The sequence below is a fragment of the Azospirillum sp. INR13 genome, from assembly GCF_015390205.1.
In the GTDB taxonomy this organism is placed as follows: Bacteria; Pseudomonadota; Alphaproteobacteria; order Azospirillales; family Azospirillaceae; genus Azospirillum.
The window spans coordinates 78,689-94,673 of record NZ_VUOI01000003.1; the positions used below are offsets into that span (position 1 = coordinate 78,689).

Genomic DNA, 15,985 nt, shown 5'->3' on the forward strand with positions numbered 1-15,985 from the left:
CTTATGAACCACCCACGAAGCTAACGCGCGAGAAACATTATCGCTACTATAACGAGATTATCATCGAAATCTGGACGGCAGGAGAGAGGTTTGAGCCTGCGCGGTATGTATGCTCACGAATGACGTAATCTTCATCAATAATGCCGTATAAGGGTGCTTCACGGTCGGTCTGCATGTTTAAGGAGCGGTTCGGTCGGCTGTGGGCGCGGAAGGTGATCCCGTACCTGTTGCTGACGGTAAGGTACTGACAATCAATGACGCTTTCGGCGAAGGGTTGCAAAATGCATGAAGTCGGGTTTGTGTACGTGCTGACGAACCCCTACTACGTGTCCGGCTTGGTGAAGATTGGCCAGACCGGGTTACTGGCCGAGGACCGCGCCAAGAAGCTGTTCACGACAGGCGTTCCTGCGCCCTTTACGGTGGAATATCGGACGGCGACATCCCGACCAGTCGACGTCGAAGAAAGAGCACATACGATCCTTGCAACCCAACGGGTGAACTCCAGCCGAGAGTTTTTCTTCGTCACTGTCGATGAGGCGGTCGAGACAATCCGCTTGTCTGCAGTCGAGGCGGGTGGGATCGCGAGCTGGAAATCGCCGTCCCCACACTACCTGCGAGCCGGAGACCGCCTTGCACTCAGCCTAGAAGCAGGCCAAACGTTCTTTCACCTGACTTACCCCGATCCGATGAGTCTGCTGGCCGGAAAAATGGACGTTGCTAACGTCTATCAGGCCCATTCCAACGGTGACCTGCTTGAGATTCTGGTGACCGACTCCCCTGAGAGCGTTTCAAGCTATTCGGAAGGTCATTACTGGGGTGTGACTGATCCGGTGCCCTTTCTTGATCGAGACGGCAAGGTAGTGAATGGTATTATCAACGGTCAGGAAATATTGACGCCCGGAGAAAGACTTGTATGGCTGCCTGAGACTGACCAAGCTGCAAGCCAATTCGCTGTGATATTTGAAGCGGTGGATTATTGCCAGCTCGTGAGCAGGACCTGGAGTCCGCAGTTTATCGACAATATTTTCCCGCTTAACTTTGATATCCTCACGGTTGATCAGGCGCCCCCTGAGTCGGTAGTCGCGGTGCAAGCGGCGCTCAAACTGCCGGTTCCACGGCATTGGGCACCACATTCAAATCGAAGTGATGAATGGCTGAAATTGGGGGTCTACGCGTAGGCCGCCGAACTACTGGTTACCGCAGTTGAAGATCCGAAAAAGGAGCGGGCAAGCTCGCGGATGACATCACGCCCTGTCGTCGGCGCGCATCTGGGGAGGGACGGCGAACGAGTACATGGCCTTGCACCAGTGGATGGCTCAAAAGCCATAACCGCTGATTTCCGGCACCGGGCCTTGCGCCATCACGCGGAGGGCATTTTCCTGCTGGAGACGCTGTACGGCGTCACGCTGACGCTGTCCACCGGCCGCGTCGTGCCAGTGCGGCTGATCGGGGAGCAACACGTCCGCGAGGATCTCGGCTTCATCCCCGGCTTCGCCGACTGGGTGCGCTGCATCCGGCCGGAACCCTGGATGGGCCGGGCCCAGCCCCTGCACCCCGGCGTCGATCCCGGCGACGGCGGCTGACGGCCCGTCCCCTTTCCATCTCGACCGGCCCGGCATCAACGCCGGGCCATTTTTTGTTTGGCCATCCTGTCGGCCGGCAGGAGGCGGGCGCACCAAGAGGGAGAGGGCCGAGGCGGTGTTCGCGACGGGCTTGAGGGCTGGAGGACAGGCTTCCGGCCAGCCCGTCGCGGAGACCCGCCATGTCCGACACCGCGCCAACCGCCCGCGCCGGTTCCGACCGGACCAGCCTCTACGCCGAGATCACCGCCCGGATCATCACCGAGCTGGAGGCCGGCCGGCTGCCCTGGGTGCAGCCCTGGGGAACCCCGGCCACTTCCGCCCCGCTCGGCCTGCCGCGCAACGCCGCCACCGGCCGCGCCTACAGCGGCGTGAACGTGCTCATCCTGTGGGGCGCCGTCGTCGCCCGCGGCTTCTCCGGCCAGGGCTGGCTTACGTTCCGTCAGTCTCTGGCTCTGGGCGGCCACGTCCGCAAGGGCGAGCGCGGCACCACCGTCGTCTACGCCGACCGCTTCATCCCCGACGACGAGCGCCGGCGCGCACGGGACACCGGGGACGAGCCCCAGGCGATCCCCTTCCTGAAGCGCTTCACGGTCTTCAACTGCGACCAATGCGAGGGCCTGCCCGAGGGCATCGCCGTGGCGCCGCGGCCGATCCCGGAGGGGCTAATCCTGCCGCGGGCCGAGGCGCTGATCCGCGCCAGCGGCATCGAGTTCCGCATCGGCGGTACCCGCGCCTTCTACAGCCCCCAGCACGACTACGTGCAGGTGCCACCTCCGCAGGCCTTCTTCGAGCCTATCAACTGGCACAGAACCGCCCTCCACGAGGGAGCGCACGCAACCGGACACGCCTCAAGGCTGAACCGTGACCTGTCCGGGTCCTTTGGCTCTCGCAAGTACGCCTTCGAGGAGCTCGTCGCCGAAATTTCAGCCGCCTTTCTCTGCGCGGCGCTCGGCATCGTCCCCACCGTCCGCCACGCCGACTATGTCGGCGCATGGGTCGAGGTGCTGCGCGGGGACAATCATGCCATCGTCCGCGCCGCCAGCCAGGCCAGCAAGGCGGCCGACTACCTCCTCGGCTTCCTACCCGAAACCGTCCCCGCGGCCGGTGACGGGCGGGAGTTCGTGTGATGGGCGCGCTCTCCTTACGGTGCCCGCCGGCCGAGCCGGCAGCGGGAACGATCCGGCTGCGCGTCCTCAGCCTCGGCGCCGGCGTCCAGTCCACCACCCTGGCCCTGATGGCGGCGCACGGCATCATCGGCCCGATGCCCGACTGCGCCGTCTTCGCCGACACCGGCTGGGAGTCGCAGGCGGTCTGCCGCCATCTCGCTTGGCTGATGGCCCCGGGCGTGCTGCCCTTTCCGGTCCACGTCGTCCCGGCCGACAACCTCCGGGCCGACCTCCTGGTCGGAGCGCGGGGGCAACGCCGAGCCTCGATCCCCGCCTACACCCGCACCGTCACCCCGCCCGGGACCGTGGTCCCGCTCATCGGCGAGGACGGGCGGGGCGGGACGGTCGTCGTCGGCACGCGCATCCTGCCGGCCGGCCGCGTCACCATCGGCATGATCCCCAGACAGTGCACCGGCGACTTCAAGGTGGTGCCGGTCCGCCGCAAGGTGCGCGAACTGGCCGGGATCGCCGGCCGGCGCTCGCCCACGGTTCCGGCGGTGGAGCAGTGGATAGGCATCTCGCTGGACGAGGCGGCGCGCATGAAGCCGTCGGCCGAGGACTGGTAGGTCAACCGCTAGCCGCTGGTCGAGCGGCGGATGACCCGGCGCGGCTGCCTGCTCTGGCTGGCCCGGCACGGCTTCCGGAGCCGCGCCGCAGTGCCCGCATCGGCTGCCCCTTCCACTCCGACGCCCAATGGCGGCGGCTGCGCAACGGCGATCCGGACGCCTGGGCCGACGCCGTGGCGGTGGACCGCGCTATCCGCACCGGTTTTCGCGTCATCCGTGGCGAGGTCTATATCCACCGCTCCGCCGTGCCGTTCGACGAGGCGGACCTGATGACCGAAGCCGACCGTGGCCAGCTCGATCTCTGGCCCAACGAATGCGAGGGCCTGTGTGGTGTGTAAGCTGCGCCGGCGTAGCGCCCCAACTGCCCATTCAGCGTGTCGATGAGAGGAGGCGGTGGCCGTAGGGGGTTTGCCGTGTGTTGCGGTTTGGCTATACCAGCGACGGCTAGCAGGTCGCGGAAAAAACGAACATATTTCGGCTCTTTGCCTCCGCTGAGGCTTAGAAATGGCGTTTCCGGCGTCCGTTTTGTCAGAATGGAGCGCGTTTTCGCGCTCCGAGACGCCCGGAGCCGCCGTTGAGGCGGACTCCGGGCATGATTATGCCGCCGCCAGCAGCTTGGGTAGGCGGATCAGGTTGTAGGCGGTAGCGGTCAGGGTGAACATCCAACCGACGCGGGCCGTGCCGCGATGACGCGTTTTGCGCAAGCCAGCTCCCTTGATCCAGCCGAACAGCTCCTCAATCCGTTTGCGGATGCGCAAGGACACGGCATAGCCAGGGTGGCGGGTGGTCCGGCCGTCGATCGCCGAGCGGCGATTGCTCGTGTTCTGCGCGACGTGCGCAGCGGCGCCCAACTCGCGCATGTTCGCCACGAAATCCTTGGTGTCGTAAGCCTTGTCGGCGCCCACCGTGATGCGGTGACGGCCGGGGATCGCCTCGACCATGGACACCGCCGCCTCGCGTTCAGCCAAGCCGGTGGCTGCCGTCAGCCGGACATTCACCACCAGGGCGTTCCGGTTCTCCATCAGGGCGTGGCCCATGAAGGCCAGCTTCGCCGGCTGCCCGTTGCCCTTGCGGTACAGCCGCGCTTCGGGATCGCTGGTCGAGGCATGGGTCTCGTTGGACCGCTTCTCACCATGGAAGTCGCGGTCGCCGTTGCGCCCTGGCCCCGGCGGCTCGCCGCTGCCATCCTTGAGCCGGAAGCTCTTAACGCTGGCCCAGGCTTCGATCAGCGTGCCGTCCACTGAGAAATGCTCGTCCGACAGCAGCGCCTTGACCCGGGGTTGACCCAGCACGGTGGCCAGGAACTTGGCCGCCACATCGCCGGCTAGCAGGCGCTCCCGGTTCTTGGTGAACACGGTCACGTCCCACACCGGGGCGTCCATCGACAAGCCGACGAACCAGCGGAACAGCAGGTTGTAGTCGAGCTGTTCCATCAGCTGGCGTTCCGAGCGCACCGAGTAGAAGGCCTGGAGCAGTAGCGCCCGCAGCAGCTTCTCTGGCGGGATCGATGGTCGACCGATCGTCGAGTACAGCCCCTCGAACGTCGGCGACATCACCTCCAGCGCTTCATCAACGATGGCACGGATCGGTCGTAGAGGATGGCTCGCCGGAACACGAGCCTCACAGCTCACATAGCTGAACAGCCCCTCGCTGTGTTCGTCCGATCCCCGCATCGTCCCCTCTCCGGCCGCTTTCTCTGCAACTTGAGAGAATCACGACCCGCAGGCCCGGCATAGCCTTTTTCCGCGGCCTGCTAGAAGGCTGAGAGGTTGCACTCATGAATCCGATCATTGAAAAACTAGCGCGCGAACACGCCGCGAGCTTTCGGCGCAACTTTCTCGAACTATCTCGGGATTTGTTCGAGAATGCTACCACAGGTAAATTATATCATCCGGGAGAATTTGGCGGATATAGGGAGCGCCTTCTTAAGCGCATGCTTCTATCGTTCCTGCCGTCTCACTTCGCATGCTCTGAGGGGTTCGTGATCGGCCACACGTCGAAAGTTGACCCCGCGAGCCGCAGCACTCAATGCGATGTCATTGTCTACGATGAGAACGAAACGCCAAAGCTCGAAACTGGCGATCTGCGGCGGTTTTTCCCTGTGGAAACTGTCTACGGTGTCGGAGAGATAAAATCCGTTGTGGAGGCCAAGCGGTTTGAGGAAATTCTGGACAAATTAAGTAAAGTTAAGCGCATGAGGGTCGATCCCCCGCCTGTCGTCTATCCGACAAAACCCACTCACATGGTTATGCAGTTCTTTCAGCTGCATCAGGCTTTCGTGGATGAGGGCTTTGAGCGAAGGGCGGCGGCGCGCATGGCCTATGACGTGTTTGAGCATCCAGCTCAAAATATCGTGACGTTCCTAGTGTGTGAGCGGATTGAATTTAGTGGCGGCGATAACCTTAGCAGCCTGATGAAGCGGGTTGTTTCAACTTCGCCTGGAGGTGATGAGCAGTTCGCTATGAGGCACAACATGATTCTCAGTATTGAGGACGGCTATCAAAGTTATTTCCATGGTCATGGAATACCTACCACCTATCCGCGCGTTCTCAATGAAAACCTTGGAATGTCTGCGGCAACTGGAGTGCGCATCGTGGATGCGAATGACCGCAATGACCACATTATCGCATTCTTGGGGGACATCGCTTCTGCCCTTGGAAATGCGATGATTTTCCCATTCAATGTCAGCTCTTATATCAACGTCGAAGCGACGAACATCGGTTGGTAAAAGGCAGCTTGGCCGCGGTGGCATTGACCTATTGGGCCATCGCGTCCTCAAAGCGACTCCAACGGGGGTGATCCAGCCTTCCGCTGCACCAAGAATGCGGATGGACCGCTGTTTCTCCCCAAACGCTTCGGCCGAACCCGGACGGGATGATGCGCGTGGCGGCGCTCTCCGGCAAGCGGCCGTTCGGGGAGGACGGGGGAGCGCTGGGCGCTTGCGGAACCGTGCCGCAAGAAGAGGGAGAGGAGGGCGGGGGATTGGGGCGACGGATGAGGAGGTCGGGAGAGAGGCTCCCGGCTGTCCGTCGCGGAGAAGTTCGATATGGCCACGCCCAAGATCGTCCTCAACACCTCGCGCGACATCCCCTTCAACAAGCTGGTGCTGTCCCAGGCCAACGTCCGCAAAGTCAAGGCCGGCGTCTCCATCGAGGACCTCGCCGAGGACATCGCGCGGCGCACCCTGCTGCACAGCCTCGCCGTCCGCCCGGTGCTCGACGCCGAGGGCGCCGAGACCGGCGTCTTCGAGGTGCCGGTCGGCGGCCGCCGCTTCCGGGCGCTGGAGCTGCTGGTCAAGCAGAAGCGCATGAGCAAGACCCAGCCGGTGCCCTGCGTCGTGCGCACCGCCGGGTTGGCCGAGGAGGACTCGCTGGCCGAGAACGTCCAGCGCGCCCCGCTGCACCCGCTTGACCAGTTCCGTGCCTTCCAGACCCTGCGCGAGGCGGGGCTGGGCGAGGAGGAGATCGCCGCCCGCTTCTTCGTCGCCCCCGGCGTGGTGAAGCAGCGCCTCAAGCTCGCCGCCGTTGCGCCTGTGCTGCTCGACGCCTACGCCGAGGACCGCATGACGTTGGACCAGCTGATGGCCTTCACCGTCAGCGGCGACCACGCCCGCCAGGAGCAGGTGTGGGAGGCGCTGTCGCGCGCCTACAGCCGCGAGCCCTACCAGATCCGCCGCCTGCTCACCGAGGGGGCGGTGCGGGCGTCGGACAAGCGGGCGCTGTTCGTCGGCGTGGAGGCCTACGAGGCGGCCGGCGGGGCGGTGATGCGCGACCTGTTCCAGCACGACGGCGGCGGCTGGCTGCAGGACCCGGCGCTGCTCGACCGGCTGGTGGCGGAGAAGCTGGAGGCCGAGGCCGCCACGGTGCGGGCGGAGGGCTGGAAGTGGGTGGAGGTGGCGCTGGCCTTCCCCTACGGGCACAGCCGGGGCCTGCGCCGTCTGGCCGGCGAGCCGGTGCCGCTGAGCGAGGCGGAGCAGGCCACCTACGACGCGCTGCACGCCGAGTACGAGCGGCTGGAGGCGAGCGAGCCGGCGGAAGCGGAGGAGCTGGATCGGGTGGCGCGCCGCCTCGCCGAGATCGATGTGGAGTTGCGGGCGCTGGAGGAGCGGCCGCTGGTCTACGAGACGGCCGAAGTGGCGCGGGCCGGGGTGTTCATCAGCGTCGACGTCGAGGGCGGGCTCCAGGTCGACCGCGGCTACGTGCGGCCGGAGGACGAGGCACCGGTCGAACCGGTGGCTCCGGCTCTCCCGCCGGACGGTGAGGGCCCTGTCACTACCCCGGCGGGCGGGGCGGTGGCCGCCCAGCCGGCCGCCATTGCCGGCGGTGCCAGCGTGTCGGCCCCGGTGCCGGTCGCCGGGACTGCGGCGTCGGACGACGACGAGGGGTTGCGGCCGCTGCCGGAGCGGCTGCTGATCGAGCTGAGCGTGCACCGCACCCTGGCGCTGCGCGACGCGTTGGCCAACGACCCCGACACCGCCTTCCTGGTGGCGCTGCACGCGCTGTGCCTGCGCACCTTCACCCAGCGCCCCGGCGCCTCCTGCCTGGAGCTGGAGCTGAAGAGCGCCGGCTTCGGGGTGCAGCCGCCCGACCTCGCCGCCAGCGCCGCAGCCCGGGCGATCGACGCCCGCCAGCGCGCCTGGAGCACCCAGTTGCCGGGCGAACCGGCCGCCCTTTGGGAGACGCTGGTGGGGTTCGACGGCGACAGCCGGGCCGCCCTGTTCGCCCACTGCGTCTCCTTCGGCGTCAACGCGGTGCACGAGCCGTGGAACCGGGCGCCGCAGCGCGCCGCCCACGCCGACCTGCTGGCCGCGGCGGTCGGCCTCGACATGGCGGCGGCCGGCTGGACGGCAACGGTGGACAGCTACCTCGGCCGGGTGCCGAAGGCGCGCATCCTGGAGGCGGTGCGCGAGGCGCGTGGGCCTGAGGCGGCGCAGCTGATCGACCACCTGCGCAAGCCCGACATGGCCAAGGAGGCCGAGCGGCTGCTGGCCGGCAGCGGCTGGCTGCCCGAGCCGCTGCGCCGGCCGTTGGAGCCGGCGGCCAGCGGCGATGCCGGCGCCGAGGGCGATGCGGAGGGCGGCGACGCTTCCCTGCCGGCCTTCCTGACCGGCGCGGGGGAGAGCCCGGAGGGTGGGGACGACGCGGACCGCACCGAGGCGGCCGCCGCCTGACGCACACGCCGCGGAGCGGCTCCGGCCGCTCCGCCTCCGTCCCCGTTGCTGGAGGTTCGTCATGACCGAGCCCTTCGTTACAGCCCTGGCCGCCGATGTCCCGGTCCTCGTGATCACCGCCGAGGCCGTCGTCATCGTGATGCCGGCCGGCCAGGGAGCCGTTCTCCTCGACCCGGACGTTCCGCGGGAACACGTCCTGCTCCGCCTGGCCGAAGAGGAGGTCCGGGAGGAGATCCGCACCGTGATCGAGACCGACGGCACACTGACCCGGCTGGCGCCGGAGATGGTCGGCGATGCCGACATCCACGCCGCCTGCCGGGTCGTGGCTTTGAGCACCGACCTCGGCGAGGAGCGTGGCACCGCGCGGTTCCGGGCGGCGCTGGCCGCCATCCGCGCGGCGGAACGCCGCCTCGGCTCCTCCGCGTGATCCGTGCCCGCCATCCCATCCTTCGTCGAGCCCGGCCACCGCGCCGGGCTCCTGTCTTATAGGAGCCTCCCCATGTCGATTCCCGATTTCGTGAAGGCGAATTTCGCGACGCTGCTGCGCGCCGCGGCGGCCGGCGACCTAGCGTTGGTGCAGGGCACCGACGCCCACACCGGCGAGACCCGCTTCATTCTGTGCGCTGTCGCGCAACGCGGTGGCGGGGTGGTGCTCACCCCCTTCGGGCACCTCGCCGACGCTGACCCCTATGAGCTTTACCACCCGCCGTTCGATCCCGGCGGCGGGTAGAGGGCGAGGAGGGCGGGGGCCGAGGTGAGCCGGAGCGGATCGAGAGAGCATCCGCCGGCCGCTGGTCTCCCCGCTCTCCCGGATCCTCCGCCATGACCCTGACCGCCGATCTCCGAACCGATGCCGCCGCCCCCTGTCCTCCGACCCCGGTGGACACCGCGGCGGCCCTGCTCGCCGCCGCGGAGCGGCTGCTGCCCGGCCTCGAACGCGGCCGGGCCATCGACGCCGGCACGCTGCGTGCCGCGATGACCGCGGCGTTCGGCGGCTCCGACGCCGAAGGCGCCTGGAGCTGGAAGCTGGCCTACGACGCCGGCGAAGCGGTGCAGGTGCTGTTCCTGCGCCGCTTCGGCCCGGCCATGCTGGCCCGTGCCGCCAGCCCGGCGGCGTTCCTGGCCATGCTGGAGCGGCTGGCGGGGCTGCTGCCCAGCCAGACCCGCCGCTCCGAGGAGAGCCAAGCCCGGCAGCAGTTCTCCACCCCGCTGCCCCTGGCCGGCGTGGTGGCCGCCGCCGCCGCGCTCACCCCGGCCGACCGCGTGCTGGAGCCCTCCGCCGGCACCGGCCTGCTCGCCGTCTTTGCCGAACAGGCGGGGGCAAGCCTCGCCCTGAACGAGTTGGCGGACACCCGCGCCGGCCTGCTGGAGCGCCTGTTCCCCGGCGGGCCGGTGTCCCGCTTCGATGCGGCCAACATCCACGACCATCTCGACCCTGCGGTCCGGCCGACGGTCGTGCTGATGAACCCGCCCTTCTCGGCGCTGGCGGCGGTGGACGGCCGGGTGGCCGACGCCGCCGTCCGCCACGTCGCCTCGGCCCTGGCCCGCCTGGCCGAGGGCGGACGCCTCGTCGCCGTCACCGGCGCCGGGCTGGCTCCCGGGCAGCCGGCGTGGCGCGACACCTTCGTGCGCTTGCAGGAGCGGGGCCGCGTCGTCTTCTCCGCCGCCATCGACGGCCGGGTCTACGCCCGCCACGGCACCACGGTGGACACCCGGCTGACCGTCATCGACCGCGTGCCGGCGGAGGACCCGGCGGCTTTCCCGGCCTCGCCAGGCATGGCCCCGGATGCCGCCACGCTGCTGGACTGGGTCCGGCGCGGCGTGCCGCCGCGCGCTTCCGTTTCCGCGTCGGCAGCGGCTCCGTTGCCGGTGCTGGCCCGCGCCACGGTGGCACGGCCCGTGCGCCGGGCGGCGGCTGTGCCGATGGTGTGCACGCCAGCGTCCGGCCCAGCGGTCGCCGAGTTGGAATACGAGCCGCGCGACTGGACACCGGAGGCGGGCGCCCGCCTCACCGCCGCGCTCTACGAGCCCTATGCGCTCCAGTCCATCATGATCCCCGGCGCCCAATCGCACCCGACGCCGCTGGTCCAGTCCGCCGCCATGGCCGCGGTCGCCCCGCCCAAGCCCCGCTACCGCCCGCACCTCCCCGCCACCCTGGTCACCGGCGGCATCCTCTCCGACGCCCAGCTGGAAAGCGTCATCCTGGCCGGCGAGGCGCACGCCGGTCATCTCGCCGGCGCCTGGACCGTGGACGAGACCTTCGACAGCGTCTCGGCGGCGCCGGACGATGCCGAGGACGCGGTGCGCTTCCGCCGCGGCTGGTTCCTCGGCGACGGCACCGGCGCCGGCAAGGGCCGGCAGGTCGCCGGCATCCTGCTCGACAACTGGTTCAAGGGCCGCCAGCGCGCGCTGTGGATCAGCAAGTCCGACACCCTGATCGAGGACGCCCGGCGCGACTGGTCGGCGCTCGGCCAGGAGCGTCTGCTGGTCACCCCACTGTCGCGCTTCCGTCCCGGCGTGCCGATCACCCTGGAGCGCGGCATCGTCTTCACCACCTACGCCACCCTGCGCGGCGACGGCGGCGAGGGCGCCGTGCCGCGCGTCCAGCAGATCGTCGACTGGCTCGGCCGCGAGTTTGACGGCGTGATCGTCTTCGACGAGTCCCACGCCCTGCGCAACGCCGGCGGCACCGCCGGCTTCGGCCGCGACGGCGGTCCCGTCACTCCCTCCCAGCAGGGCCGCGCCGGCCTGCGCCTCCAGCACGCCCTGCCGGACGCCCGCGTGCTCTATGTCTCCGCCACCGGCGCCACCACCGTGCACAACCTCGCCTACGCCCAGCGCCTCGGCCTGTGGGGCGGGGCGGACTTCCCCTTCGCCACCCGCGCCGAGTTCGTCCAGGCCATCGAGGCCGGCGGGGTGGCCGCCATGGAGGTGCTGGCCCGCGACCTCAAGGCGCTTGGTCTCTACGCCGCCCGCTCGCTGTCCTTCGAAGGGGTCCGTTACGAGATGGTCGAGCACCGGCTGACGCCGGGGCAGGTCGCCATCTACGACGCCTACGCCGCTGCTTTTCAAGTGATTCATACTAACTTGACCGCGGCGCTGGAGGCGGCCAACGTCACCGGTGCTGGCGGCACCTTGAACCGCGCGGCCAAGGCCGCCGCCCGCTCGGCCTTCGAGAGCGCCAAGCAAAGATTTTTCAACCATCTGATTTCGGCGATGAAAACGCCGACCGTGCTCAAGTCGATCGAGCGCGACCTTGCCTCTGGCCACGCCGTGGTGGTGCAGCTCGTCTCCACCGGCGAAGCATTGATGGAACGCCGCCTGTCCGACATCCCCAGCGAGGAGTGGGACGATTTGGCGATCGACGTCACGCCGCGTGAGCTTGTCCTCGAGTACCTTGCCCACTCGTTCCCGACCCAGCTGCACGAACCCTTCACCGACGCCGACGGCAATCTGTCCTCCCGGCCGGTGTGGCGGGACGGTCAGCCGGTACCCTGCCGGGAAGCGGTCGAGCGGCGCGACCGCATGATCGAGCGGCTGGCGGCGCTGGAGCCGGTGCCGGGGGCGCTCGACCAGATCGTCCAGCGCTTCGGCGCCGCCATGGTCGCCGAGGTCACCGGCCGGAGCCGGCGCATCGTGCGCAAGGCCGATCCCGGCGGGGACGAGCGGCTGGCGGTGGAGAGCCGCCCCGGTTCGGCCAACCTCGCCGAGACCCAGGCCTTCCTCGACGACGAGAAGCGCATCCTGGTCTTCTCCGACGCCGGGGGTACCGGCCGCAGCTACCACGCCGATCTCGGGGCGAAGAACCGCCGACTGCGGGTGCACTACCTGCTGGAGGCCGGCTGGAAGGCCGACGCCGCCATCCAGGGGCTGGGCCGCTCCAACCGCACCAACCAGGCGCAGCCGCCGCTGTTCCGCCCGGTCGCCACCGACGTGCGGGCGGAGAAGCGCTTCCTCTCGACCATCGCCCGCCGGCTTGACACGCTGGGCGCCATCACCCGCGGCCAGCGCCAGACCGGCGGGCAGGGGCTGTTCCGCGCCGACGACAACCTGGAATCCGTCTACGCCCGCGCGGCGCTCCGTCAGCTCTACGGTCTGCTGCACGCCGGCAAGGTCGAGGGCTGTTCGCTGGGGGACTTCGAGGCGGCGACCGGCTTGGCGCTCTGTGATCGCGACGGCGGCCTGCGCGAGGAGTTGCCGCCGATCACCACCTTCCTCAACCGGCTGCTGGCCCTGACCATCGGCTTGCAGAACACGCTGTTCACCGCGTTCGAGCAGTTGCTTGCCGCGAAGATCGAGGGGGCCATCGCCTCGGGCACCTACGACCGCGGCGTCGAGACGCTGGTGGCCGACAGTTTCACGGTGACGAACCGGCGAACGCTTTACACCCACGCGGCGACCGGAGCGGAGACCCGGCTGTTCACTCTGGCGCGGCGCGACCGCAACCGGCCGCTGGGCCTGGAGGAGGCGCTGGAACGCGGGCCGGGCCGCAGGCACGGCTGCTGGTCAACGCCCGCTCGGGCCGGGCGGCGGTGGCGGTGCCGGCCGCCGGGCTGATGCTGGACGACGGCACGGTGGAGCGCCGGGTGCGGCTGCTGCGGCCGATGGAGCGCCTGACCGTGACGGTGGCCGAGCTGGCGCAGAGCCACTGGCGCCCGGCTGAGCCGGAGGCCTTCACCGCCGCCTGGGAAGCGGAGGTCGCCGTAGTGCCGGAGTTCGCCACCAGCACCCTGCATCTGGTGACCGGGCTGCTGCTGCCGGTGTGGCAGCGCCTGCCGGACACGAACCTGCGGGTGGTGCGGCTGCAGACCGACGACGGCGAGCGGATCATCGGCCGCGTGGTGGCGCCGGACGCCCTGGCCGAGGTGGAGCGCAACTTCGGCAGTGGTGACGCAGCGGTGCCGTCGGCAGAGCAGGCCTGGACTCTGGTGCTGGAGGGACGGACGGTGCTGCACTTGGCCGACGGGCTGCGGCTGCGCCGGGTCACGGTGATGGGCGCCCACCGGATCGAGCTGTCCGGCTTCACCGAGGGCATGGTGGAGCGGCTGAAGGCGCTGGGGCTGATGTCCGAGATCATCGCCTGGACGCTGCGGCTGTTCGTGCCGGTGGGCGAGCGCGGGCCGGCGGTGTTCGCCGCCCTGCTGGCCCGCCACCCGCTGCTCCGTGTTGTCGACCGGACGGGGCTGTGAGGGGGCGGCGTCATGTCCACAGCCTCGGAGATGGCGCAGCGCCTCGCGCGGGAAGTCGAGGCGGTGTGCCGCCACTACCTGCCGCACGGGCGGCGGGAGGGGCGTTACTGGCGGGTCGGTGACGTCCACGACACGCCGGGGGAGAGCCTCTACATCCGGCTGCATGGTGCTGCCACCGGCAAGTGGGCCGACGCTGCCACCGGCGAGCACGGCGACCTGCTCGACCTCATCGGGCTCAACCGCGGCCTCGACCGGCTGGCCGAAGTGCTCGACGAGGCCCGTGCCTTCCTCGGTTCGCCGCGGGCGCTGCCGGAGTGGCACCGGGAACCCGCGGCCCCGGTGGGATCGCCGGAAGCCGCCCGCCGCCTGTTCGCCCGCTCCCGGCCGCTCGCCGGCTCGCTGGCCGAAACGTATCTGCGCAACCGCGGCATTCCGGATGTCCGGAAATACGGCTCCCTGCGCTTCCAGCCGCGCTGCTGGTACCGCGACGCCGATGACCGGCTCGCCCGGGGGCCGGCGCTGATCGCCGCCGTCACCGGTCTGAACGGGGGCCTCACCGGCGTGCAGCGCACCTGGCTCGACCCGTCCGGCGGCGGCAAGGCGGCGATGCCGTCACCGCGCCGGGCCCTGGGCCACCTGCTCGGCAACGGCGTCCGCTTCGGCGTGGCCCGCGACGTCCTGGCGGCGGGGGAGGGCGTCGAGACCGTGCTGGCGCTGCGCACCATCCTGCCGGCCTTGCCCATGGTCGCCGCGCTCTCGGCCGGCCACCTCGCCGCCCTGCGTCTGCCGCCGACGCTGCGCCGCCTCTACGTCGCCCGCGACAACGACGACGCTGGACGCCGGGCGGCCGAGCGCCTGGGGCGCCGCGCCGAGGCCCTCGGCATCGAGGCGCTGGTCCTGGCACCGGTGCTGGGCGACCTCAACGACGACGTGCTGGCGTTCGGGCAGGCGGCGCTGCGGGCGCATCTGCGGGCCCAGCTCGCCCCGGAGGATGTGGCGCGCTTCTGGATGGGCGGCGGCTGGCGGGGGGGAGCCTGAGTCTCGGCGGACGGGCGCCGGTCGGAACGGGCGGAGCCGGTCCGGCCGGCGGGAGGCCGCGGCCACGGCCTTCCAGCGGGCGATCGGGCGGCAGCCGGGCCGGTTCCGCAACGGCGGGGCGCAACTTTCTTCCCCGGCCGGCCAAGCCGGCCTTCCTCGCGGGACAAGAAAGCCGCCCCCCGCCGTCCTCCGCTGACGCTGCGGCCCAGGAAGGTGCGGACCCGCCCCGCCCGCCGCTGGGGGATCGCCACGAAGGCCGCGGTGGGCGCGGCCGATCCTCCAGCCGAAGGTCCTCCGCCATGTTTACCGACCGCGACGCCGCCGAGCTCCGTCACGCCTCCTCCCCCACCGACCACGCCCTGACCGAGCTCCAGCTCTACGGCCACCGGCCCTTCGAGGACGATCCCGACCCCCGGCCGCTGCCCGACGAGACCGCCATCCGCGCCGCCCTGGCCGACGTCTTCGACGCCCTCGTGGTCACGCTGAAGGACACCCGCCTGGAACCCGACCTCGCCGACCTGCTGTGGTCCACCGTCAACCTGTTCCACCGCGCCGCCGATCGCGTGCGGCGCGAACTCGACGACAACGAGGATGCCCAGAAGCGCAGCCAGCGTGAGCAGGACGGCTCGGAGATCCGTTCGGTCGAGCTGGAGCGCCTGCTGGCCGAAGGGCTGACGCTGATCGAGCGCCGCACCGCCATGGAGGCCTTCCGCGACCACGCCGCCGAGCTATTCGAGCGGCACACCGGCTCCAGCTGGCGGCCGCGCGCCGGCTCGCTGGTCAGCCACCGCACCCTGACGGCATCGCTGATCGACAGCCGCGATTTCCTCGCCGCCAAACGGCGGGCCGAGACCGAGCCGTTGCTGCCGGCCGGCCCCCGCATCGCCTTTACCGGCGGGGTGGAGTGCAACGACCATCACCGCATCTGGGCGGTGCTCGACAAGGTGCGGGCCAAGCACCCCGACATGGTGCTGCTGCACGGCGGCAGCCCGAAGGGGGCGGAGCGCATCGCCGGCTGCTGGGCCGAGCACCGCAAGGTGACGCAGGTGCTGTTCCGCCCCGATTGGGCCCGCCACGCCAAAGCCGCTCCCTTCAAGCGCAACGACCGGCTGCTGGAGGCGCTGCCCATCGGCATTGTCGCCTTTCCCGGCTCGGGTATCGCCGCCAACCTTGCCGACAAGGCCCGGTGCCTCGGCATCCCGGTCTGGCGCTTCGGCGATGGCGGCGCCTGAACACCGCCATTCCGGCGATTCGCAGCGGCGGATCGCCGGCT

Annotated in this window: 11 protein-coding genes and 2 pseudogenes; 12 read left to right on the plus strand and 1 reads right to left on the minus strand. The window is 69.6% G+C overall.

Features of this window, described 5'->3' with window-relative positions; genetic code table 11:
- Positions 1-254 precede the first annotated feature (254 nt).
- From F1643_RS03510 to F1643_RS21535, 5 genes and pseudogenes are all read left to right on the plus strand, one after another.
- On the plus strand, positions 255-1,178 hold the full coding sequence (locus F1643_RS03510) for a GIY-YIG nuclease family protein (RefSeq protein WP_194910810.1): 924 nt from the start codon (positions 255-257) through the stop codon (positions 1,176-1,178).
- A gap of 73 nt (positions 1,179-1,251) precedes the next feature.
- Positions 1,252-1,583, plus strand: a pseudogene (locus tag F1643_RS03515) (hypothetical protein).
- Between the two features lie 179 nt (positions 1,584-1,762).
- Positions 1,763-2,710 (plus strand): ArdC family protein, encoded by a 948-nt coding sequence (locus tag F1643_RS03520; protein ID WP_194910812.1) that lies wholly within the window; start codon positions 1,763-1,765, stop codon positions 2,708-2,710.
- On the plus strand, positions 2,710-3,315 hold the full coding sequence (locus F1643_RS21530; protein WP_206692301.1) for a hypothetical protein: 606 nt from the start codon (positions 2,710-2,712) through the stop codon (positions 3,313-3,315). The genes F1643_RS03520 and F1643_RS21530 overlap by 1 nt, the downstream gene beginning before the upstream one ends.
- A complete protein-coding gene (locus F1643_RS21535; RefSeq protein ID WP_206692302.1) occupies positions 3,255-3,653 on the plus strand; it encodes a hypothetical protein in 399 nt (132 codons plus the stop codon). The genes F1643_RS21530 and F1643_RS21535 overlap by 61 nt, the downstream gene beginning before the upstream one ends.
- A 258-nt stretch (positions 3,654-3,911) precedes the next feature.
- Here F1643_RS21535 and F1643_RS03530 read toward each other — a convergent pair whose 3' ends face one another.
- Positions 3,912-4,988 (minus strand): IS5 family transposase, encoded by a 1,077-nt coding sequence (locus F1643_RS03530; protein WP_194910814.1) that lies wholly within the window; start codon positions 4,986-4,988, stop codon positions 3,912-3,914.
- 104 nt (positions 4,989-5,092) lie between these two features.
- On the opposite strand from F1643_RS03530, the gene F1643_RS03535 reads away from it, so the two are divergent.
- The 7 genes and pseudogenes from F1643_RS03535 to F1643_RS03565 all read left to right on the plus strand — a co-directional run bounded on the left by F1643_RS03535 (position 5,093) and on the right by F1643_RS03565 (position 15,944).
- Positions 5,093-6,043 carry a DUF6602 domain-containing protein gene (locus tag F1643_RS03535; RefSeq protein WP_194910816.1) on the plus strand — a complete coding sequence of 317 codons (951 nt, stop codon included), beginning with the start codon at positions 5,093-5,095 and terminating at the stop codon, positions 6,041-6,043.
- A gap of 318 nt (positions 6,044-6,361) precedes the next feature.
- Positions 6,362-8,485 carry a ParB/RepB/Spo0J family partition protein gene (locus F1643_RS03540; RefSeq protein WP_194910818.1) on the plus strand — a complete coding sequence of 708 codons (2,124 nt, stop codon included), beginning with the start codon at positions 6,362-6,364 and terminating at the stop codon, positions 8,483-8,485.
- Positions 8,486-8,546: 61 nt separating this feature from the next.
- A complete protein-coding gene (locus F1643_RS03545; protein ID WP_194910820.1) occupies positions 8,547-8,912 on the plus strand; it encodes a hypothetical protein in 366 nt (121 codons plus the stop codon).
- A 72-nt stretch (positions 8,913-8,984) separates the two neighbouring features.
- Positions 8,985-9,215, plus strand: a complete 231-nt coding sequence (locus F1643_RS03550; protein ID WP_194910821.1) for a DUF6117 family protein — start codon at positions 8,985-8,987, stop codon at positions 9,213-9,215.
- A gap of 92 nt (positions 9,216-9,307) precedes the next feature.
- Positions 9,308-13,674: pseudogene (locus F1643_RS03555) on the plus strand (strawberry notch-like NTP hydrolase domain-containing protein).
- A 12-nt stretch (positions 13,675-13,686) separates the two neighbouring features.
- Positions 13,687-14,712, plus strand: a complete 1,026-nt coding sequence (locus F1643_RS03560) for a toprim domain-containing protein (protein WP_194910823.1) — start codon at positions 13,687-13,689, stop codon at positions 14,710-14,712.
- 299 nt (positions 14,713-15,011) lie between these two features.
- Positions 15,012-15,944, plus strand: a complete 933-nt coding sequence (locus tag F1643_RS03565) for a DUF2493 domain-containing protein (RefSeq protein ID WP_194910825.1) — start codon at positions 15,012-15,014, stop codon at positions 15,942-15,944.
- Positions 15,945-15,985: the final 41 nt, after the last annotated feature.